The 20162-nt window shown below is 57.9% G+C and carries 21 protein-coding genes; 12 read left to right on the top strand and 9 right to left on the bottom strand.

Annotated features, from left to right (window positions below; all coding sequences use genetic code 11):
- Window positions 1-159: 159 nt before the first annotated feature.
- From KK102_RS18825 to KK102_RS18835, 3 genes are all read right to left on the bottom strand, one after another.
- On the bottom strand, window positions 160-558 hold the full coding sequence (locus tag KK102_RS18825) for a type II toxin-antitoxin system VapC family toxin (protein WP_216358206.1): 399 nt from the start codon (window positions 556-558) through the stop codon (window positions 160-162).
- Between the two features lie 3 nt (window positions 559-561).
- Entirely contained in the window at window positions 562-822 is a 261-nt protein-coding gene (locus tag KK102_RS18830) for an antitoxin (protein WP_216358243.1), read from the bottom strand.
- 117 nt (window positions 823-939) lie between these two features.
- Complete coding sequence (locus KK102_RS18835) at window positions 940-2424, bottom strand: MDR family MFS transporter (RefSeq protein ID WP_216358207.1); 1485 nt, start codon at window positions 2422-2424, stop codon at window positions 940-942.
- A 93-nt stretch (window positions 2425-2517) separates the two neighbouring features.
- Here KK102_RS18835 and KK102_RS18840 point away from each other — a divergent pair, with 93 nt between their 5' ends.
- Window positions 2518-3165, top strand: a complete 648-nt coding sequence (locus tag KK102_RS18840) for a TetR/AcrR family transcriptional regulator (protein WP_126545743.1) — start codon at window positions 2518-2520, stop codon at window positions 3163-3165.
- Here the strand turns inward: KK102_RS18840 and KK102_RS18845 are convergent.
- Entirely contained in the window at window positions 3162-3581 is a 420-nt protein-coding gene (locus KK102_RS18845) for a GNAT family N-acetyltransferase (protein WP_216358208.1), read from the bottom strand. The two genes, KK102_RS18840 and KK102_RS18845, sit on opposite strands and share 4 nt — an antisense overlap.
- Window positions 3582-3767: 186 nt before the next feature.
- On the opposite strand from KK102_RS18845, the gene KK102_RS18850 reads away from it, so the two are divergent.
- The 5 genes from KK102_RS18850 to KK102_RS18870 all read left to right on the top strand — a co-directional run bounded on the left by KK102_RS18850 (window position 3768) and on the right by KK102_RS18870 (window position 10498).
- On the top strand, window positions 3768-4337 hold the full coding sequence (locus tag KK102_RS18850) for a TetR/AcrR family transcriptional regulator (protein ID WP_216358209.1): 570 nt from the start codon (window positions 3768-3770) through the stop codon (window positions 4335-4337).
- A gap of 148 nt (window positions 4338-4485) precedes the next feature.
- A complete protein-coding gene (locus KK102_RS18855; RefSeq protein ID WP_216358210.1) occupies window positions 4486-5607 on the top strand; it encodes an efflux RND transporter periplasmic adaptor subunit in 1122 nt (373 codons plus the stop codon).
- On the top strand, window positions 5607-8717 hold the full coding sequence (locus KK102_RS18860; protein WP_216358211.1) for an efflux RND transporter permease subunit: 3111 nt from the start codon (window positions 5607-5609) through the stop codon (window positions 8715-8717). The genes KK102_RS18855 and KK102_RS18860 overlap by 1 nt, the downstream gene beginning before the upstream one ends.
- Window positions 8717-10081: an efflux transporter outer membrane subunit gene (locus KK102_RS18865; RefSeq protein ID WP_216358212.1), complete on the top strand. Its 1365-nt coding sequence runs from the start codon at window positions 8717-8719 to the stop codon at window positions 10079-10081. The genes KK102_RS18860 and KK102_RS18865 overlap by 1 nt, the downstream gene beginning before the upstream one ends.
- Window positions 10082-10201: 120 nt before the next feature.
- On the top strand, window positions 10202-10498 hold the full coding sequence (locus tag KK102_RS18870) for a YicS family protein (RefSeq protein WP_126545748.1): 297 nt from the start codon (window positions 10202-10204) through the stop codon (window positions 10496-10498).
- Window positions 10499-10546: 48 nt separating this feature from the next.
- Here the strand turns inward: KK102_RS18870 and KK102_RS18875 are convergent, their stop codons facing one another.
- The gene (locus tag KK102_RS18875) at window positions 10547-11497 is read right to left on the bottom strand and encodes a LacI family DNA-binding transcriptional regulator (RefSeq protein ID WP_047649987.1); all 951 of its coding nucleotides are present in this window, start codon (window positions 11495-11497) and stop codon (window positions 10547-10549) included.
- A gap of 293 nt (window positions 11498-11790) precedes the next feature.
- On the opposite strand from KK102_RS18875, the gene KK102_RS18880 reads away from it, so the two are divergent.
- From KK102_RS18880 to KK102_RS18905, 6 genes are all read left to right on the top strand, one after another.
- Window positions 11791-12105, top strand: coding sequence for a PTS sugar transporter subunit IIB (locus KK102_RS18880; protein ID WP_010426508.1), 315 nt, complete (start codon window positions 11791-11793; stop codon window positions 12103-12105).
- A gap of 11 nt (window positions 12106-12116) precedes the next feature.
- The gene (locus tag KK102_RS18885) at window positions 12117-13442 is read left to right on the top strand and encodes a PTS sugar transporter subunit IIC (RefSeq protein WP_126545749.1); all 1326 of its coding nucleotides are present in this window, start codon (window positions 12117-12119) and stop codon (window positions 13440-13442) included.
- A gap of 17 nt (window positions 13443-13459) precedes the next feature.
- Entirely contained in the window at window positions 13460-14836 is a 1377-nt protein-coding gene (locus KK102_RS18890; protein WP_216358213.1) for a glycoside hydrolase family 1 protein, read from the top strand.
- 5 nt (window positions 14837-14841) lie between these two features.
- Complete coding sequence (locus KK102_RS18895; protein ID WP_074166029.1) at window positions 14842-15144, top strand: PTS lactose/cellobiose transporter subunit IIA; 303 nt, start codon at window positions 14842-14844, stop codon at window positions 15142-15144.
- A gap of 137 nt (window positions 15145-15281) precedes the next feature.
- Window positions 15282-16661 carry a carbohydrate porin gene (locus tag KK102_RS18900; protein WP_033144328.1) on the top strand — a complete coding sequence of 460 codons (1380 nt, stop codon included), beginning with the start codon at window positions 15282-15284 and terminating at the stop codon, window positions 16659-16661.
- A 149-nt stretch (window positions 16662-16810) separates the two neighbouring features.
- Window positions 16811-17716, top strand: coding sequence for a DMT family transporter (locus KK102_RS18905; protein ID WP_216358214.1), 906 nt, complete (start codon window positions 16811-16813; stop codon window positions 17714-17716).
- Between the two features lies 1 nt (window position 17717).
- Here the strand turns inward: KK102_RS18905 and KK102_RS18910 are convergent, their stop codons facing one another.
- From KK102_RS18910 to KK102_RS18925, 4 genes are all read right to left on the bottom strand, one after another.
- Window positions 17718-17984, bottom strand: coding sequence for a Txe/YoeB family addiction module toxin (locus KK102_RS18910; RefSeq protein ID WP_041911701.1), 267 nt, complete (start codon window positions 17982-17984; stop codon window positions 17718-17720).
- Window positions 17959-18231, bottom strand: coding sequence for a type II toxin-antitoxin system Phd/YefM family antitoxin (locus KK102_RS18915; RefSeq protein WP_045631197.1), 273 nt, complete (start codon window positions 18229-18231; stop codon window positions 17959-17961). Before KK102_RS18915 ends, KK102_RS18910 begins: the two co-directional genes overlap by 26 nt.
- 56 nt (window positions 18232-18287) lie before the next feature.
- Window positions 18288-19478 carry a purine ribonucleoside efflux pump NepI gene (gene nepI, locus KK102_RS18920; protein ID WP_126545753.1) on the bottom strand — a complete coding sequence of 397 codons (1191 nt, stop codon included), beginning with the start codon at window positions 19476-19478 and terminating at the stop codon, window positions 18288-18290.
- A gap of 65 nt (window positions 19479-19543) precedes the next feature.
- Window positions 19544-20071, bottom strand: coding sequence for an SRPBCC domain-containing protein (locus tag KK102_RS18925; RefSeq protein WP_109081964.1), 528 nt, complete (start codon window positions 20069-20071; stop codon window positions 19544-19546).
- Between the last annotated feature and the right edge of the window lie 91 nt (window positions 20072-20162).

Raw genomic sequence — 20162 nt, forward strand, 5'->3', positions numbered from 1 at the left:
AGACTATATCGACAACGCGACGGCGCGCTAAAAAACGAAAAGGAATCAATAAGAAGGATAAGTTATATGCGGCCTATTGCCGGATGACGCTGCGCTTACCCGGCCTACGCGCGGAGGTGTTGTAGGCCCGGTAAGCAAAGCGCCACCGGGCGATGGGTATCAGGCTGCGGTAGTCCAGTCCTCTACCCTAAGGTCTTGCACCATCCCAAATGCGCGATCGTTGGTGACGATCGTCGTACCCCGGCTGATGGCATGCGCAGCGATCAACTGGTCGAGATCGCCCATCACCTTCCCTTTCTTTTCCATCACTGCACGAAGCTCGCCGTAGGCGGCTGCGGCTTCACTGTCCCAGTCACAAATGGTGATAGTTTTTAGAAATTCCACTATGGTTTTGTGCAGTCGGTTGTTTTGCTTTTTGGCTACGCCATAAAGTAATTCAGCCTCCGTTACGCTTGAAATACACATTTTTTCAGGCGCGATACGCGAATATTGATTTAGAACCTCGGGGTGTTGCCTCACAAGATGGCTTACGATGTTTGTGTCCAGCATATGCAGCATGTTCTACAGCCCTTCCAGAGGATCTCGTGTCGAATAGCTCTGATTACGCTCCTCTTTGCTCAGAAACGAATCCGGCACATGCGTTTGTTTGAGCAAACGCAAAAAGTTATCCCTGTGTCGCTCTTTCTCCGATCTTGCCGTCAAAACAACATTCCCCTCGTCATCCCGCCGGATGTAAACGCTCTCCGTATCAAACGCAAACTCAGCAGGCAGAACAACAGCCTGCTTTCGCCCTTTTTTGATCAGTTTTGCTGTTCGCTCCATTGTAACCTCTGTTGTTTTATTGAACTGGCCAGAGCATGCGCCACGACGAGAAGGCATGACAACGTCGACGCTTCAATTTCAGAAAGCGACTCGCAAAAAATAACCGAACCGCTAACCTCACGCCTGCCGACGCAGCGGCGCTTCCCGTAAAAACCACGACAGCGCAAACGCCAGCACCATAATCCCTGCCGCCAGCAGGAATACCGCATGAATGGCCGAGCCGAACGCATCAAGGTAGTCCAGCCTCAGGGCGTCTGGCAGATGATGAATGGCGGTCGGGTTCAGCTCGCGCGGCAGTTCCGCGCCTTCCGGAAGGCTTTCCATCAGCCCCGATTGCAGAATATTCGTGAACACCGCGCCAAACAGCGCAACGCCGATGGCCCCACCGATGGAGCGGAAGAGCGTGACGCCAGAGGTGGCTACGCCGTACCGATCCGCCGACACGCTGTTTTGCACCGCCAGCACCAGCACCTGCATCACCAGTCCCAGCCCCATGCCCAGCACGCTGGTGAACAGATAAAGCTGCCAGGTTGGCGACGTGATTGAAATGCGCGTCAGTAAAAACATCCCCACCACGCCGAGCAGCGTGCCGAGGATCGGGAACAGGCGATATTTCCCGGTACGGCTGATGATCCGCCCGCTGATAATCGAGGTCAGCAGCAGCCCGCCCATCAGCGGAATGAGCTGCAAACCGGCCTGCGTTGGCGTGGCGTCTTTCACCACCTGCAGGTACAGCGGCAGGAAGGTCACTGAGCCAAACAGCGACATACCGATGATAAAGCCAATCAGGCTGCAGAGCAGGAAGCTGCGGTCGCGGAACAGCGACAGCGGAATAATCGGCTCCCACGCCAGCCGCTCCTCATAGATAAACCCGGCAATGCCCGTCAGGCCAAAGGCCAGAATGCACCACAGCTGCGGGTCGCTCCATGGGCGAACGGTGCCGCCTTCGGTGGTAAACAGGATGATGCACAGCAGCGCCATGCTGAGGTAAATCGCCCCCAGATAGTCTATCTCGTGCCTGCTGCGCCGCGCGCTGCCGTGAAATACCGCGCCTATTACCAGCAGCGCAAACAGCCCCAGCGGCAGGTTGATGTAGAAAATCCAGCGCCAGGAGGCGTGCTGGACGATAAACCCGCCGATCAGCGGCCCAATGACCGTCGCCAGGCCAAACACGCCGCCAAACAGCCCCTGATAGCGCCCGCGATCGGCAGGCGGGATCACGTCCGCCACGGCGGCCATGCTGATCACCATCAGGCCGCCGCCGCCCAGCCCCTGCAGGGCGCGCATCAGCACCAGCTGGGTCATGTTCTGCGCCAACCCGCACAGCGCGGAGCCCACGAGGAACAGCACTATGGCGATTTGCAGGACAATTTTGCGGCCAAACAGATCGCCGAATTTACCGTACAGCGGCACCACGATGGTAGAGCTGAGGATATAGGCCGTCACTACCCAGGAGAGCTTATCCAGGCCGCCCAGCTCACCGACAATGGTAGGCAGTGCCGTAGAGACGATGGTTTGATCAAGCGCAGAAAGCAGCATCACCAGCAGTAGCGCGCTGAACAGCAGCTTAATCGACGGCGCTTTTTGCGCGGGTGGGTTCATGACGTCGGATTCCATAAGAGATCGCTTGAAATTAATTAATCGCATAATTAATATTTGTGGAAGTGATGAATAAGATCAAGAGGCACCGTGGTCATGCCAGCATTAAAAGACAATTCTGAACCGCGCCGCCCCGGCCGCCCTCGCGGGGGTAAACGCGTCACCGCCAGCCGCGAACAGCTGCTGGATATCGCCCTGAACCTCTTTTCCCGTCAGGGGATCGCCAATACCTCACTCAACGCCATTGCCAAAGAGGCGGGCGTCACGCCCGCAATGCTGCACTATTACTTCAACTCCCGAGAGCAACTGCTGGATGCGATGATTGAGGAGCGTTTCCTGCCGTTACGCGAGCGGATCGGGACGATTTTCGCCGATAACCGGGATTCGCCGGTGAACGCCCTGACGGAAATGGTTAACGTGCTGGCCGAACTGGCGGAACAGTATCCCTGGTTTGCACCGCTGTGGATGCAGGAGGTGATTGGCGAAATGCCGGTACTGCGCACCCATCTTCAGGCGCGGTTTGGTGACGAGAAGTATCAGGCGACGCTTGCCACCCTCAAACGCTGGCAGCAGGAAGGGAAGCTGAATCAGGCGCTGGCACCGGAGCTGCTGTTTACCACCTTGCTGAGCCTGGTGCTGGTGCCGTTCTCACGCATGCGCAATGACGAGAGGCTAAAATCCCTCTCGCCGGAAATCATTGTCCGTCATGCGCTTGCCGTAATCGGCACCGGGATCGGCGGTTAAAGCGTCTTTGCCAGATAGTGGCGCTGCATGCCCGCATAGGGGTAATCCTGCAGCGACATCTGCAGCCGGTAGCCCTGTTTTTCATAGAACGGGCGTGCCTGGAAGCTGACCGTATCCACCAGCGCGTGCTTGCAGCCCTGGCGTCGGGCTTCCTCTTCTGCCGTTTTGATGAGCTTGCTGCCCACGCCGGTTCCCCGTACGGTGTCGCTCACCCAGAGATAGTCAATATTAAGCCAGTCACCTTTGCGCACGCCGATTAATCCGCCCAGCATGGCGCCATTATCGTCACGTACGTAAACGCCAATGTCGCCACTAAAGTTCGCCATATCTAAAAACTGGGCGTTGTAAGCTCTTAATCCCACAAATAACTCTTCTTTCTCTTCGGGTGTGACTTTTTTAGTAATGCTCAACTGCATATTGTTCTCCTTATTTTCAGCGCAATCTGAATATCTCACAGCTTAACCTTCATAAAAACTCCTTATTTCCTCCATTGTTTAATCCAGGAAATATTCATTCAATATGTAAATAAAAAAAGCCTTTCCAATACGCACCTAAAACGTATAATGAGAACGATCATTCTCACTTTTACACGGTAGCCGACGATGAGCACAAAGCTGGAAGAACGACAAAAATTGCGCCAGGACGAGATCATCACCGCCGCGCGCCGCTGCTTTCGCGCCAGCGGGTTTCACGCCGCCAGCATGTCGCAGATTGCCAGCGAGGCGAAGCTCAGCGTCGGACAAATTTACCGTTATTTCAGCAACAAAGACGCGATTATCGAAGAGATGATCCGCCGCATCATCGACTCGCGCATCGAGGAGATGCAGGGCAAAACGCTGGTTGAAGGGATGCCGCAGGCCCTCGCCTGGCGGCAAACGCTCAACGAGGATGACGATGCGCTGATGCTGGAAATGTCCGCCGAGGCCACGCGTAATCCTCAGGTTGCCGCCATGCTGATCGAAGCCGAATCGCGCATGTTTACCAACGCCTGCGAGCACCTGAAAAAGCAGTTCCCCCACCTGAGCGATGAGCATATTCGCTGCTGCGTGGAGATTACCGCCGTGATGATCGAAGGAACGATTTACCGCCGACTCGCGCCGTTAAAAGTACCGTCAGAACAATTAGAACCTCTTTATCAGGATATTTTAAATATGCTTTTCTCTGCGAAGTAATCGCATATGAATAATTAGCGGGAATACGTAATTCCCCTTTTTTACATTTCTGGCTCAGCCAGAGATGCGGTATCGCTGTGCCTTTAAATAGCCCTCCTCCCTGTTAAGCGATTAACAGGGCAGGCATCGTTCACCCTGGAAAAAGATTATGAAAACCATAACAACCTCCATCGCGGCATTACTCCTCCTGGCAGGGTGCGATAATGCGCAAACATCTGCTCCCCGGCATCCTCTTCCGGATGTGGGGATTGTCACGCTCATGAGCCAGCCTGTTTCCGTCGTCAGCGAGCTGACGGGCCGCACCACCGCCGCCATGAGCGCCGAAGTGCGCCCGCAGGTAGGCGGCATTATCCAGAAGCGGCTGTTCACCGAAGGCGATACGGTCAAGGCCGGACAGGCGCTGTATCAAATTGACCCTTCCAGCTACCGCGCCGCCTACGATGAAGCCGCCGCGGCGCTGAAGCAGGCGCAGGCGCTGGTGCAGGCCGACTGCCAGAAGGCCCAGCGCTATGCGCAGCTGGTGAAAGATGACGGCGTGTCGCGTCAGGACGCAGAGGATGCGAAGTCCACCTGCGCACAGGACAAGGCCAGCGTCGAGTCAAAGAAGGCCGCGCAGGAAAGCGCGCGCATTAACCTCAACTGGACTACCGTGACCGCACCGATTGCCGGACGTATCGGCATCTCCTCCGTCACCCCCGGCGCGCTGGTGACCGCTCAGCAGGATACCGCCCTCGCCACCATTCGCGGGCTCGACAGCATGTACGTCGATCTCACGCGTTCCAGCGCCGATCTGCTGCGTTTACGCAAGCAAACCCTTGCCACCAATAGCGATACGCTAAGCGTGTCGTTAATCCTCGAAGATGGCAGCACCTACGGTGAAAAAGGCCGCCTGGCGTTAACCGAAGTGGCGGTGGATGAATCAACCGGCTCCGTCACGCTGCGCGCCGTCTTCCCGAACCCGCAGCATCAGCTCCTGCCGGGGATGTTTGTCCGCGCCAGAGTGGATGAAGGCATCATGAACGACGCGATCCTCGCGCCGCAGCAGGGCATCACCCGCGATGCCAAAGGCACCGCTACCGCGCTGGTGGTGAATGCCAGTAACAAGGTCGAGCAGCGTCAGCTGGAAACGGGCGACACCTACGGCGACAAATGGCTGGTGCTGAGCGGCCTGAAGGCGGGCGATAAGCTGATTGTGGAAGGCACCGACAAGGTGACCGCCGGGCAGGAAGTGAAAGCCGAAGAGATGAAAGCCAGCGGAGGAAACGCCTGATGTTTTCCCGTTTCTTCGTGCGTCGCCCGGTCTTTGCCTGGGTTATCGCCATTCTTATCATGCTCGCCGGGATGCTCGCTATCCGCTCGCTGCCGGTCGCGCAGTACCCGGACGTCGCCCCGCCGTCGATCAAGATCTCAGCCACCTACACCGGTGCCTCCGCGCAGACGCTGGAAAACAGCGTGACGCAGGTGATCGAGCAGCAGCTCACCGGGCTGGATAACCTGCTCTACTTCACCTCCACCAGCAGCTCGGACGGGTCGGTAAGCATCAACGTCACCTTCGAGCAGGGAACCGACCCGGACACCGCGCAGGTACAGGTGCAGAACAAGGTTCAGCAGGCAGAATCTCGCCTGCCGACCGAGGTGCAGCAGTCCGGTATTACCGTCGAGAAATCGCAGAGCAACTTCCTGCTGATCATGGGCGTGTACGATAAAACCGACACCGCCAGCAGCTCGGATATCGCCGACTGGCTGGTGAGCAATATGCAGGACCCGCTGGCGCGCGTGGAGGGCGTTGGCAGCCTGCAGGTGTTCGGTGCGGAATACGCGATGCGCATCTGGCTCGACCCGGCGAAGCTGGCGTCCTACTCGCTGATGCCGTCCGACGTGCAGAGCGCGATTGAAGCCCAGAACGTGCAGGTTTCCGCCGGTAAAATCGGCGCGCTGCCCTCGTCAAACGCCCAGCAGCTGACCGCCACCGTCCGCGCCCAGTCGCGCCTGCAGACGGTGGATCAGTTTAAAAACATCATCGTGAAGAGCCAGTCCAACGGCGCGGTCGTGCGCATCAGCGACGTCGCCCGCGTGGAGATGGGCAGCGAAGATTACACCGCCACCGCGAAGCTCAACGGCCACCCGGCGGCGGGTATGGCGGTCATGCTTTCACCGGGTGCGAACGCGCTCAACACCGCGACGGCGGTAAAAGACAAGATTGCTGAGTTCAAAAAGTCGATGCCGGAAGGCTACGACGTGGCCTACCCGAAAGACAGCACCGAGTTCATCAAGATCTCCGTTGAGGACGTAATTCAGACCCTGTTCGAAGCCATTATCCTCGTGGTGGTGGTGATGTACCTGTTCCTGCAAAACATCCGCGCGACGCTGATCCCGGCGCTGGCGGTGCCTGTCGTTCTGCTGGGCACCTTCGGCGTGCTGGCGCTGTTCGGCTATTCCATCAACACCCTGACGCTGTTTGCGATGGTGCTGGCGATTGGGCTCCTGGTGGATGACGCCATCGTGGTGGTGGAAAACGTCGAGCGTATTATGCGCGACGAAGGCCTGCCCGCCCGCGAAGCCACCGAAAAATCGATGGGCGAAATCTCCGGTGCGCTGATCGCCATTGCGCTGGTGCTCTCTGCGGTATTCCTGCCGATGGCCTTCTTCGGCGGCTCCACCGGGGTGATTTACCGTCAGTTCTCGGTCACCATCATTTCGGCGATGTTCCTCTCCGTGGTGGTGGCGTTGACCCTGACGCCCGCGCTTTGCGGCTCAATTCTGAGCCACACGGCTTTGCACAAGAAAGGTTTCTTCGGCGCGTTTAACCGCTTCTACAGCAGGACCGAGCATGGCTATCAGAACAAGGTGCTGCGGGCCCTGCGCCGCTCCGGCGGCATGCTGGTCATCTACGCCCTGCTCTGTGGCGCAATGGGCTTCGCCATGCTTAAGCTGCCGGGCAGCTTCCTGCCAACGGAAGACCAGGGCGAAATCATGGTGCAGTACACCCTGCCAGCCGGCGCGACGACGGTGCGTACCGCCGAAGTCAGCCGCCAGGTACGCGAGTGGTTTCTCACCAAAGAGAAAGCCAACACCAACGTGATCTTCACCATTGAAGGCTTCAGCTTCAGCGGCAGCGGCCAGAACGCCGGGATGGCGTTTGTCTCCCTGAAAAACTGGTCCGAACGTAAAGGCGAGGAGAATACCGCCCAGGCCATCGCCCTGCGCGCCACGCAGGAACTGAGCACCATCCGCGATGCGACCATCTTTGCCATGACGCCGCCTGCGGTGGACGGTCTGGGCCAGAGCAACGGCTTTACCTTTGAGCTGATGGCCAGCGGCGGCACCGACCGTGACGCGCTGTTGAAACTGCGTAACCAGCTGATTGGTCAAGCCAACCAGGACAGCTCGCTGCACGCCGTGCGCGCCAACGATCTGCCGCAGATGCCGCAGCTTCAGGTCGATATCGACAACAACAAGGCCGTGTCGCTGGGGCTATCCCTGAGCGACGTCACCGACACCCTCTCCAGCGCCTGGGGCGGTACCTACGTGAACGACTTTATCGATCGCGGCCGCGTGAAAAAGGTCTACATCCAGGGCGACAGCGACTATCGCGCCGTACCGTCGGATCTCAACAAATGGTATGTGCGCGGCAGCGACAGCACCATGACCCCGTTCTCCGCCTTCGCCACCACCCGCTGGGAGTACGGCCCGGAAAGCCTGGTGCGCTACAACGGCTCGGCGGCGTATGAGATTCAGGGCGAAAACGCCAGCGGCGCCAGCTCCGGCACGGCGATGAGCAAAATGGAGCAGTTGGCAAACAGCCTGCCGTCCGGCAGCACCTGGGCGTGGAGCGGTTTGTCGTTGCAGGAAAAACTGGCGAGCGGTCAGGCGATGAGCCTTTATGCCCTTTCCATTCTCGTGGTGTTCCTGTGCCTGGCAGCGCTGTATGAGAGCTGGTCGGTGCCGATTTCGGTCATCATGGTGATCCCGCTTGGCGTGCTGGGCGCGGCCGTCGCCGCCTCCCTGCGCGGCCTGAACAACGACGTCTACTTCCAGGTGGCGCTGCTGACCACCATCGGCCTGTCGTCGAAGAACGCCATCCTGATTGTGGAATTTGCCGAAGCCAAAGTCGCTGAAGGGTACTCCCTGACGCGCGCCGCGCTGCGTGCCGCTCAGACGCGTCTGCGTCCGATCATCATGACCTCGCTGGCGTTTATCGCAGGGGTGACGCCGCTGGCCGTGGCAACCGGTGCCGGGGCCAACAGCCGCGTGGCAATTGGTACCGGCATTATCGGTGGGACGCTGGCCGCGACGCTGCTGGCGATTTTCTTCGTCCCCTTATTCTTTGTACTGGTGAAACGTCTGTTCTCCGGTAAGCACGCAAACCGGAGGTCATAATGTTTCGTGTATCTATTTTAGCGTTAGCCCTGCTGAGCGCAGGCTGTGTGTCGTTAGACCCAACGTATCAACGCCCGGACGCCCCCGTCCCGGCAACCTTACCCGGCGCGCACGGCGAAGCCACCGCCGTGGTGAGCCAGTGGCAGCAGGTGATGAACGACGCGCGGCTGAAAAGCGTGGTGACGATGGCACTTAACAGCAACCGCGACGTGCAAAAAGCGATTGCGGATATCGACGCCGCCCGCGCCCAGTACGGTGAAACGCGCTCGTCCCTGTTCCCGACGGTAGACGCCGAGCTGAGCCACACCCGCAGCCGCACGCTGGCGAGCGGCGTGACCACCAGCGACGAAGCCAACGGCGCGGTCTCCAGCTTCGAGCTGGATCTGTTTGGCCGCAACCAGAGCCTCTCCCGCGCCGCGCGTGAAACCTGGCTTGCCAGCGAGTTCACCGCGCAGAACACGCGCCTTACGATGGTTAGCGAGCTGACCACGGCCTGGGTGACGCTGGCGGCGGATAACAGCAACCTGGCGCTGGCGAAATCCACGATGGAGAGCGCGGCGAACTCGCTCAAGATTGTGAAGCGCCAGCAGGACGTCGGCGTGGCGGCGGCAACGGACGTTAGTGAAGCGATGGCGGTGTACCAGCAGGCGCGCGCCAGCGTGGCGAGCTACCGGACGCTGGTGATGCAGGACAAAAACGCCCTTAATCTGCTGGCGGGCGATACGGTGCCGGACAACCTGCTGCCCGGCACGCTGGAGAGCCTGAGCGATAATGCCATCACGCTGATCCCGGCGGGCGTCAGCTCCAGCGCGCTGCTGCGTCGCCCGGATATTCAGGAGGCCGAGCATAACCTGCTGAGCGCCAACGCCAACATCGGCGCGGCGCGCGCCAACTTCTTCCCGACCATCTCGCTCACCGCCAGCGCGGGCGTCGGCAGCGATTCGCTCTCCTCCCTGTTCAGCCACGGGATGAAGGTCTGGTCGTTTGCGCCGTCCATCACCCTGCCGCTGTTCAGCGGCGGGAACAACCTGGCACAGCTGCGCTACGCGGAAGCGGAGAAGAAGGGGCTGATCGCCACCTACGAGAAAGCCATCCAGAGCGCGTTTAAGGACGTGGCCGACGCGCTGGCGCGCCGTGAAACCCTGAGCGAGCAGCTTGACGCCCAGCGCGAATACGTCGCGGCGGAGCAAAAAACGCTGGATGTGGCAACGCGCAGCTATAAGGCAGGCGCGGGGGATTATCTGACGGTGCTTACCGCGCAGCGGTCGCTGTGGTCGGCGCAGGAATCGCTGATTGCCCTACAGCAAACCGACCTGGAAAACCGCATCACGCTCTGGCAGTCGCTGGGCGGCGGGATTCAGTAACCTCATCGGTGGGCGATTCTCATGCGCAGAAAAGAGAAAATCATACTTTCGGCTGGAATCGCTACACTGAATGTAACGATATATTTCATGGGAAGCATGTGACGTTAACTGGAGGTTTCGATGAAAGCTGCGCACCTGGTTTGCCTGCTCGTTTGCCTGTTGTTCGCCGCGTTTGCCCACGCGCAGGAGAAGGACGATCCGGCGAAAGATGCCCAGATAAAACAGCAGGTTCTGAAAGATGTGAAAAAAACCTGCACGCCGCAAAAAAAGCAGAGCGATAAGGCCTGGCAGGCAATGATTTTGTCGTCGGAGGCCAACCAGCTGCTGATTAAAAACGCCATCACCGCCGTGAAGCGCGACAATCTGGACGCCTACTGGGATGCCGTCAGTCAGGTGGATTGTATGGAAGACTATTGAAAGCTGTTTGCCGGGTGTCGCTGCGCTTACCCGGCCTACATCACACGTTTAACGCTTCCGCATATCCGGAATAATTAAATCCCCGCGCAGCACGTACGACCCCAGCATCTGCGTTTTTTCCGTCAGCCAGCTCACGATACGCGCCGCCATGGCATCCATGGAATATTCAATCGCCGGGATCACCGGAATACCCGGCAGGTGGAGCGATCCGGCAAGGCTGAAGACCATGATGTCGTCCGGCACCGATTTGTTAAACGCCTGCAGCTGCGGGATCACCCGCTGGGCTTCCTGCTCGTCGGCCACCAGCAGCGCGTTGAAATTCAGCGTGCTGGCGTTATTCAGCAGCTCCTGAAGCGCAACGGACGAAGAGGTGGCGTCCATGAACACAAGGTTGCGGTTAAAGGGCAGGAAATTTTTCTCCAGCGCGTGCTTGTAGCCGAGCAGAACCTGGTCGGCAAACCCGCTGCCGTGGGGATGAATGAGGGCAATCTGGCGTCGACCCTGGCTGGTCAGGTAGTTACAGGCGGTTTCGGCAGCAAACGCGTGATCGAACTGGATGCTGTTGGCGTTATCAGACTCCATGCAGTCCACCAGGATGACGTTGTCCATCTCGACGTCCAGCGGAAAACGCGCGCCAATCACCAGGATATCATCACAGAGCCCGCAGGAGAGTTCTTCAAGGGCGTGCATCACCTCCGCTTTGCTGTGCGCGAAGCGCAGCAGCAGATGTTTTTGGTGCTGGCTGAGCTGTTTTTCCAGCGCGTACAGATAACCGGTGGTCTGGTTAATGTTTTCCTGCGCGCAAATCACGCCAATACAGCCCGTCGACTGGCTCAGCAGCGACTGGGCAATTACGTTAGGACGATAGTTCAGCTCATCCACGGCCTTCAGAACGGCCTGACGGCTGGCTTCCTTAACGCCGCGCGACCCACTCAACACTCGCGATACCGTGGCTTTCGACACCCCGGCAAGACGTGATACATCATTGATTGTCGACATCTCTTTCCCCTGGCAGGCTTACCTCGCGCCTGCAAATTCCATCACCGCTACGGCTCAGATTATAGCCAGAACGGAGTATATCCGTTTCCGCTTTTCATGGAAACCGATTTTCCGTTTCCACTCAAAATGATGTCAAAACAGCCAAATTATGTGATACGCATCCGGTTAACTAGCCTCATAAGTAAGGGATCTTGATGGTTATCACACTTCTGTCTTTTATGAATGGAAACCGGTTTCCGTATCATGTCCAATCATCCTCGCAATAACTATTTACATTTAGAGGATGGTTGTCGATGTTCAAGATTATGCTGTGCTGCTCTGCCGGGATGTCCACCAGCCTGCTGGTCAGCAAAATGGTCGATGTCGCGAAAGAACGTGGTTTGCCGGTGAAGATTGATGCGTACGGTGTTTCCGAATTTGATACGCAGTTTCCGCAATACCAGGTGGTACTTCTCGGACCGCAAGTGAAATACATGTTAAAGACACTCTCAGACAAGGCGGCGACGCAAGGCATTCCGGTACAGCCCATCGACATGATGGACTACGGCATGCAGCGTGGCGATAAAGTACTGGACTATGCTCTGTCGCTCATCGAAGCGGCACACTAAAAGGTGTTCACATGAGTTCGTTATATCAATCCATGGTCGCGGTGATTGAGCAGTCAATTACCCCGCTGGCCGCAAAGCTGGGCCAGCAAAAGTACGTGATTGCCATCCGCGACGGCTTTACCGCCGCGCTGCCGTTCATGATCATCGGCTCGTTTATGCTGGTGTTTATCTTCCCGCCGTTCTCGGCGGATACCACCAACAGCTTCGCCCGCGGCTGGCTGGATTTCTCCCAGACCTACCGCGAGCAGCTGATGCTGCCGTTTAACCTCAGCATGGGCGTGATGACCTTCTTCATCTCGGTGGGGATTGGAGCGAGCCTGGGGCGTCAGTTCAACCTTGACCCGGTAATGTCCGGCCTGCTGGCCTTTATGGCCTTCCTGCTGGTCGCCGCGCCCTATGCCGACGGCAAAATCTCGACCCAGTATCTCTCCGGCCAGGGCATCTTCACCGCGCTGATTACCGCGATCTACGCCACCCGCGTCTATGCGTGGCTGAAGCAGAACAACGTCACCATTCGCCTGCCGAAGGAAGTGCCCACCGGCGTGGCGCGTTCGTTTGAGATCCTGATCCCGGTGATGGTGGTGATCGGTACCCTGCACCCGCTGAACCTGTTCATCGAAGCGCAAACCGGGATGATTATCCCGCAGGCGATCATGCACCTGCTGGAACCGCTGGTGTCCGCGTCTGACTCCCTGCCCGCCATTCTGCTCTCCGTGCTGCTGTGCCAGATCTTCTGGTTTGCGGGTATCCACGGCTCGCTGATTGTCACCGGCATCATGAACCCGTTCTGGATGGCCAACCTCTCGGCAAACCAGGCGGCGCTGGCGGCTGGCGCGGCGCTGCCGCACGTTTACCTGCAGGGCTTCTGGGATCACTATCTGCTGATTGGCGGCGTAGGCTCGACCCTGCCGCTGGCGTTCCTGCTGCTGCGCAGCCGCGTTACGCACCTGCGCACCATCGGCAAAATGGGCGTGGTGCCAAGCTTCTTTAACATCAACGAACCGATTCTGTTCGGCGCGCCGATCATCATGAACCCGATGCTGTTTATCCCGTTCGTGTGCGTTCCGCTGGTCAACGCCTGCCTGGCGTACGGCGCAACTAAACTCGGCTGGCTGGCACAGGTCGTGTCATTGACCCCGTGGACCACCCCTGCACCGATTGGCGCGTCATGGGCGGCCAACTGGGCGCTCAGCCCGGTGGTGATGTGCCTGGTCTGCATGGTGATGTCCGCGCTGATGTACCTGCCGTTCCTGCGCGCCTATGAGCGTACGCTCATCAAAAACGAAGAGCAGAAGGCCCAGGCAACCGTCGGCAACGCTGAAGCCGCCAGCAATTAAGTCAAAGAGGAAGAATCATGAAATACGCATTTCCCGATAACTTCTGGTGGGGCAGCGCAAGCTCCGCTCTCCAGACCGAAGGGGCAAGAGAGGGCGAAACCACGTGGGATTACTGGTTTGCCCGCGAGCCGAACCGTTTTCACAACGGCGTGGGGCCGCAGCAGACCTCCACGTTTTATCAGCACTGGAAAACGGACATTCAGCTGTTGAAACAGCTGAACCACAACAGCTTTCGCACCTCGATTAGCTGGGCGCGCCTGATCCCTGACGGTATCGGTAAAGTGAACCCGGAAGCGGTCGATTTTTACAATCAGGTCATTGATGAGCTGAATGAACAGGGCATCACGCCGTTCATCACCCTGTTCCATTTCGACATGCCGATGGCGATGCAGGAAATCGGCGGCTGGGAAAACCGCGACGTGGTGGACGCGTACGCCCGCTATGCGCAGATCTGCTTCGAGCTGTTTGGCGATCGCGTGCTGCACTGGTTTACCTTCAACGAGCCGATCGTGCCGGTGGAAGGCGGTTATCTGTACGACTTCCACTATCCGAACGTGGTGGATTTCCGCCGGGCAGCCACCGCGGCGTATCACACCGTGCTGGCGCATGCAAAGGCGGTTCAGGCCTACCGCGCCGGGCATTACGCGGGGGAGATCGGCATCGTGCTGAACCTGACGCCGTCCTACCCGCGCTCGCAGAACCCGGCGGACGTGAAGGCGGCGCACGTTGCGGATCTGATGTTTAACCGCAGCTTCCTTGACCCGGTCCTGCGCGGCGAATACCCGGCAGACCTGGTGGCGCTGCTGAAATCCTACGATCAATTACCCGCCTGTAAACCGGAAGACGGTTTCCTGATTGCGGAAGGGAAAATCGACCTGCTCGGGGTGAACTACTATCAGCCGCGTCGCGTAAAGTGTCGCGACAGCGCGGTGAACCCGCAGGCGCCGTTTATGCCGGAGTGGTTCTTTGATAGCTACGAGATGCCGGGCCGCAAGATGAACCCGTACCGCGGCTGGGAAATTTACGAGCCGGGTATTTACGATATTCTGGTCAACCTGCGCGACAATTACGGTAATCCTCGCTGCTTTATATCTGAAAACGGCATGGGCGTCGAAAATGAGCAGCGTTTTATTGAAAATGGCCAGATTAACGATCAATACCGCATTGATTTTATTTCCGAACATTTAGCCTGGCTGCATAAGGGTATTAGCGAAGGGTGCAATTGTCTTGGCTACCATATGTGGACGTTTATTGATAACTGGTCGTGGTGTAACGCGTATAAAAATCGCTACGGATTTATCCAGCTCGATTTAAAGACGCAGCAGCGCACCATTAAGAAAAGCGGGGAGTGGTTTGCCGCCACCGCCTTAAATAATAGCTTTGATAAAGAGTAATGATGATGATCGCACTAGAAGAAGCCGTAATGGAAATTATCGTCAACGCCGGACAGTCCCGCAGCCTTTGCTTTGAAGCGCTGCACGCGGCGCGTCAGGGCAACCTTGACGAAGCCAAAAGCCTGCTGCGCGAAGCCGACGGCTACGCACGCCAGGCGCACAAGATGCAGACCAAACTGATCGAGCAGGACGCGGGCGAAGGCCGCCAGCCGATGACGTTAATTATGGTGCACGCGCAGGATCATTTAATGAACTCCTTATTAGCGCGTGAATTATCCGAAGAAATTATTCATTTATATCAGAGATAGTCTATGGCGAAATAAACTAATGTAATACCTCTGTACCTTAAATAGAATTCCACTTGTTCTGATGATAGCGACATATTCTGTCAGATCGGAGCGGGATGGTTATTGTCTGAATAAAATTAAACTATATTGAGATAACCATGAATACGATTAAAAAACTTCCATTAACCATGGCGGTTATCGCCGCGCTTTGCCCAATTTCCGTGCTCGCACAAGAATTCACCCAGGAGCAAATCGACGCCATTGTGGCGAAAGCGGTGGATAAAGCCCTGGCCGAACGTCAGGCCAAAATGGATGCGGCGGTCGCGAAAAAAGCGGACGTGGTGACCGAGCCGCAAAGCGCGGCGCAATCCCCGGATATGGCGATCCCGTTCGGGATTAAATTTACCGGCTACGCCCGCTACGGCGCGCACTTCCAGGCCGCCGATCAGAAATACGTGGCGGTGGACGGCTCCTACAACGGCGCGTCCGCCATTGGTCGTCTGGGCAACGAAGGCAACGGCGGGGAATTCCAGCTCTCCAAGGCCTTCAAGGGTGAAAACGGCGCCATCTGGGACGTTAACGTGATGATCGACCACTGGGGTGACGAAGTTAACCTGAAAAAAGCCTACGCGGGCGTGACCAACATTATGGCCTCCAACCCGAACGCCTATTTCTGGGCCGGTCGTGACTTCCACCAGCGTCCGCAGCAGGGCATCAACGATTACTTCTGGATGAACCACGACGGCCAGGGCGCCGGGGTGAAGAACTTCGACATCGGCGGCGTGCAGTTCGACGTGGCCGCCGTGGCGGCGGTGGAATCCTGTAGTCCGGAAGTGATGGAAGATGAGGCCAACCCGTCGCGCATCACCTGTACCGGCGGTTCCGGCACGGGCGATAAAGGTAACTACGCCGCGACCTCAAAAATCCACGGCATGAAGCTCGGCCCGATCGACATGGAGCTGTACGCCAACTACGGCTTTGACTCCAAGGCGGTGGAGAGCGATGAACGTCTGAACGCCTGGCAGGGCGGCGTGGTGCTGAGCCACACCAACGACAGCGGCGTGAACAAGGTGATTGCCCGCTACTCTGATAACGCGGACAACAGCGTGTTCAACAAAACCGAGGATCTGACCACGGTTTACGCCAGCTTTGAAGGGCTGTACAAATTCACCCAGGCGACGCAGGTGGAGTACATCCTCGCCTTCCACGACTACGACAACAGCCGCGATAAGACCGACAACCGCAAGAACTACAACGCCATCGTGCGCCCTATGCACTGGTGGAACGACGTTCACTCCACCTGGCTGGAAGCAGGCTGGCAGCACGTTGATTACGACAACGGCGGCGACAACAAGGGCTGGAAGCTGACCCTCTCGCAGAACATGTCCATCGCCATGGGGCCGGAGTTCCGTCCGATGCTGCGCTTCTACGTGACCGGCGGTAAAGTGGATAACGAACGCACCGCGCGCGTGAACAACACCAAAGACGAAACCCTCGACGACTTCAACGTTGGCGCGATGTGGGAGGCGTGGTTCTAAGCAAGGTAGAAGCAAAACGGCAACGCAACGTTGCCGTTTTTAGTGTTTTCTCCCTCTCCCCGTGGGAGAGGGCCGGGGTGAGGGCATCAGGCCGCACACAACCATGCTATGCTGTTGGCCGAATTAACGACAACATCGCAGGGGAGAACATGGGTTCCACACGTAAAGGGATGCTAAACGTCCTGATCGCCGCCGTTTTATGGGGCAGCTCGGGGGTTTGCGCGCAGTACATCATGGAGAAAAGCCACATTTCTTCGCCTTACCTGACCATGGTTCGCCTGCTGTTTACCGGCGTGATCCTGCTGACGCTCTCCTTCGTTCACGGCGACAAGATTTTCTCGGTCATCAGGCATCGCAAAGACGCCCTCAGCCTGCTGATTTTCTCGCTCGTCGGCGCGCTCACCGTGCAGCTCACCTTTCTGCTGACGATTGAAAAATCCAACGCTGCGACCGCCACCGTGCTGCAGTTTCTGTCCCCGACCATCATCGTGGCGTGGTTCGCCCTGGCGCGGAAAAAGCGTCCCGGCGTGTTTGTGCTGTCGGCCATTTTAACGTCGCTTGTCGGTACCTTTCTGCTGGTCACCCACGGCGACCCAACCTCGCTCTCCATCTCGCCTGCCGCGCTGTTCTTCGGTATCGCCTCGGCGTTTGCCGCCGCGTTTTATACGACGTACCCGTCGACGCTTATCGCCCGCTACGGCACGCTGCCGATTGTCGGCTGGAGCATGTTGATTGCCGGGTTAATGCTGACGCCGTTCTACGCCGGGCGCGGGACGACCTTCGTGATTGACGGCAGCCTGCTGCTGGCCTTTTTCTATCTGGTGGTGATTGGCACCGCGCTGACGTTCAGCCTGTACCTGAAAGGCGCACAGATGATCGGCGGGCCGAAGGCGAGCATCCTGAGCTGCGCCGAGCCGCTGAGCAGCGCGCTGCTGTCGGTGATGTTGCTGGGCGTGGCGTTCACCCTGCCGGACTGGCTGGGGACGCTGCTGATTGTGTCGTCGGTGGTGCTGATTTCGATGGATTCAAGAAGACGGGTGAGGACATCGGCGTGATCTACGAATAATAGTGATAACGACACATTAAAATCGTAAGAGCGCTATCCGACACCCCGTAAACCAGACGGTCAGTATCATTGATTCGACGGGACCAGTACCCGGAAAGGTTACCTTTAAGGGGTTCCGGCTTACCCAGTCCATCGAAGGGTTGACGCTTCGCATCTTCAATCAATTTATTGATTCTGCGAAGCGTTTTCTTGTCCTGCTCCTGCCACCACAGGTAATCATCCCAACCGTTATCAGTCCAAATCAGTAGCCTGGTCATCTATCAGATCCCTCTGCGTGGTTTTTCCGGAATTAGCCTGTGCGATTGACTCCATCAGTCGGCTGGCGTTAGCAGGCGAACTCATCAGGTGGATGGTTTCCATCATCGAGTTGTAGTGCTGCAGAGACATGACCACCGCATCTCCCCCGTTTCGGCGGCTGATGATGGTTGTCTCCACGTTGTCATTCACGTCGTCCAACACATCTTTGAGTCGGCTTCGTGCTTCGGTAAACGTCACAACCTGCATATTCCCTCCTGTACAAGTTACGGTACAAGTATATCGATGAAGTGACTATTAATCAATCAACGCGCCTTCACCTTCCCCGCCACCAGCAACGCCGTCAGCAGCATCAGCGTGCCGGAAATCACCAGCGGTGACGTCAGCCCCAGATGGTCGAGCGCCACGCCGCCAATGGCCGCGCCGCAGGTGTTCGCCAGCTGGATCACCGCCACCTGAATCGACCCGGCTTTTTCCGCCTGATCGGCAAGCGAGCGGGTGATCCACGTCGACCAGCCCACCGGCACCAGCGCAAAGGCAAAGCCCCAGATAATCGCAATGGCAGACGCGACCCACTTATCGCTGCCCCACAGCACCAGCACCGTGGCGCTCACTGCCAGCACCAGCGGCGCACCCGCCAGCGCCACCTTCAGGGAGCGCTTCAGGAACTGCGACGACAGCGACGTGCCGACAAAGCTGGCGATACCGAAGCTCAGGAGCACCAGCGTCAGTCCGTCGACGTCAAAGCCCGCCATGGTCATAAACACCGGGCGGATATAGGTAAAGAAGGCAAACTGCCCGGCAAAGGCCATAAAGATCGCGGTCATTCCCGCCAGCACGCCGGGGCGCTTCAGCAGCGCGAACATGTTCTGCTTATGATGCGCCGCTTCGCCCGGCAGGGACGGCAGCGCCTTCCACACCCAGATAATGCAGAGCAGGCCCATCACTGCCGCCGCGTTAAAGACGTTACGCCAGCCGATAATCCCGCCCAGGAAACTGCCCAGCGGCGCGGCAATCACCAGCGCGATAGAAACCGCACCGAAGATAACGGAAAGCGCTTTTGGCACCGTACGCGCGGGCACCAGGCGCATGGTGAGGGAGGCCGACATCGCCCAGAAGCCGCCCAGCCCCAGCCCCAGACAGGCGCGCCCCAGCAGCAGCAGGGTGAAGCTTTCCGCGAAGGAGACCAGCAGGCAGGAGAGTGTCAGCAGCACGCTGAACAGGATGACCACCTTGCGGCGGTCGATGGTGCCAATCACCTGGGTAATAAACAGGCTGGCGAACATCGCCACGAAGGCGGTGACGGTAACGGACTGCCCCGCCACGCCTTCGGAAATGCCCAGATCCTGCGCCATCGGCGTCAGGAGGCTCACCGGTAGAAACTCAACGGTAATCAGGCAGGCGACGCAGAACGCCACGGAGAAAACCGCCGACCAGTTGGGGCGAGAAACCTCTTTGGTCTGCGGTCTGGTCGTGGGCTGGATATGTTCTGTCATGGCGTCACCTGAAGATAAAAACGTGCGGAAAAGTCGCGCAGTTTATCATCAAAAGTGTGACGGATTTAACGATTTGACAACTTTTCTTGCATCGCCGCATTCGCCAGCCCGACGATCCACTCCTGGTGCCCGTTAATCATCGGATTCGGCACGGTACGAGCAAGTTCCTGCGCAGGGATGCCTTTCTGCGACTCCTGGGTAAGAATACGGACGCGGTTTCCCGGCAAGTCTTCAAACAGCCAGGCGTGGATCACATCCAGACGCGAGCTGGCATCGCCCTCCACCCAGCCGTGCCACGCGATACGCGCGGCTTCTCCGTCAGCGGGCGGAACATACTCCGTGACCTGCGCCTCAACCGGAAAGCCAAAGGTCGTGAAGCGGAAGCGGGCGTTGGCACTCAGTTCCGGACCGCTGCCGTCATGGAAACGGATGTCCTCAGCGTTGCTGTAGTAGTTCGGCCACAGGGTAGTGTCGTTAAGCTGCGCCCAAATCTCTTTTGCGCTCAGCCCGGCGACGATGATTTCGTTGGATGCAAAGTTATCGGTGGTGCCTGGCAGGTAGTCGTTCGGCCAGATAATGGCGGATTGTTTCATGGTTCACCTCATCGTGTTAGTGGATGAGGAGAGGGTGCGCCTGCGAGAGGTATAAATCTAATGACGATGCTTTATACTCTTCATCACGTTT

This window comes from Enterobacter quasimori (assembly GCF_018597345.1).
Taxonomy (GTDB): Bacteria; Pseudomonadota; Gammaproteobacteria; order Enterobacterales; family Enterobacteriaceae; genus Enterobacter; species Enterobacter mori.

What these genes read in the sequence shown, in the direction of transcription:
- KK102_RS18825 (WP_216358206.1), bottom strand. Translation starts at nt 558, where the DNA reads ATGCTGCATATGCTGGACACAAACATCGTAAGCCATCTTGTGAGGCAA.
- KK102_RS18830 (WP_216358243.1), bottom strand. Translation starts at nt 822, where the DNA reads ATGGAGCGAACAGCAAAACTGATCAAAAAAGGGCGAAAGCAGGCTGTT.
- KK102_RS18835 (WP_216358207.1), bottom strand. Translation starts at nt 2,424, where the DNA reads ATGAACCCACCCGCGCAAAAAGCGCCGTCGATTAAGCTGCTGTTCAGC.
- KK102_RS18840 (WP_126545743.1), top strand. Translation starts at nt 2,518, where the DNA reads ATGCCAGCATTAAAAGACAATTCTGAACCGCGCCGCCCCGGCCGCCCT.
- KK102_RS18845 (WP_216358208.1), bottom strand. Translation starts at nt 3,581, where the DNA reads ATGCAGTTGAGCATTACTAAAAAAGTCACACCCGAAGAGAAAGAAGAG.
- KK102_RS18850 (WP_216358209.1), top strand. Translation starts at nt 3,768, where the DNA reads ATGAGCACAAAGCTGGAAGAACGACAAAAATTGCGCCAGGACGAGATC.
- KK102_RS18855 (WP_216358210.1), top strand. Translation starts at nt 4,486, where the DNA reads ATGAAAACCATAACAACCTCCATCGCGGCATTACTCCTCCTGGCAGGG.
- KK102_RS18860 (WP_216358211.1), top strand. Translation starts at nt 5,607, where the DNA reads ATGTTTTCCCGTTTCTTCGTGCGTCGCCCGGTCTTTGCCTGGGTTATC.
- KK102_RS18865 (WP_216358212.1), top strand. Translation starts at nt 8,717, where the DNA reads ATGTTTCGTGTATCTATTTTAGCGTTAGCCCTGCTGAGCGCAGGCTGT.
- KK102_RS18870 (WP_126545748.1), top strand. Translation starts at nt 10,202, where the DNA reads ATGAAAGCTGCGCACCTGGTTTGCCTGCTCGTTTGCCTGTTGTTCGCC.
- KK102_RS18875 (WP_047649987.1), bottom strand. Translation starts at nt 11,497, where the DNA reads ATGTCGACAATCAATGATGTATCACGTCTTGCCGGGGTGTCGAAAGCC.
- KK102_RS18880 (WP_010426508.1), top strand. Translation starts at nt 11,791, where the DNA reads ATGTTCAAGATTATGCTGTGCTGCTCTGCCGGGATGTCCACCAGCCTG.
- KK102_RS18885 (WP_126545749.1), top strand. Translation starts at nt 12,117, where the DNA reads ATGAGTTCGTTATATCAATCCATGGTCGCGGTGATTGAGCAGTCAATT.
- KK102_RS18890 (WP_216358213.1), top strand. Translation starts at nt 13,460, where the DNA reads ATGAAATACGCATTTCCCGATAACTTCTGGTGGGGCAGCGCAAGCTCC.
- KK102_RS18895 (WP_074166029.1), top strand. Translation starts at nt 14,842, where the DNA reads ATGATCGCACTAGAAGAAGCCGTAATGGAAATTATCGTCAACGCCGGA.
- KK102_RS18900 (WP_033144328.1), top strand. Translation starts at nt 15,282, where the DNA reads ATGAATACGATTAAAAAACTTCCATTAACCATGGCGGTTATCGCCGCG.
- KK102_RS18905 (WP_216358214.1), top strand. Translation starts at nt 16,811, where the DNA reads ATGGGTTCCACACGTAAAGGGATGCTAAACGTCCTGATCGCCGCCGTT.
- KK102_RS18910 (WP_041911701.1), bottom strand. Translation starts at nt 17,984, where the DNA reads ATGACCAGGCTACTGATTTGGACTGATAACGGTTGGGATGATTACCTG.
- KK102_RS18915 (WP_045631197.1), bottom strand. Translation starts at nt 18,231, where the DNA reads ATGCAGGTTGTGACGTTTACCGAAGCACGAAGCCGACTCAAAGATGTG.
- nepI (WP_126545753.1), bottom strand. Translation starts at nt 19,478, where the DNA reads ATGACAGAACATATCCAGCCCACGACCAGACCGCAGACCAAAGAGGTT.
- KK102_RS18925 (WP_109081964.1), bottom strand. Translation starts at nt 20,071, where the DNA reads ATGAAACAATCCGCCATTATCTGGCCGAACGACTACCTGCCAGGCACC.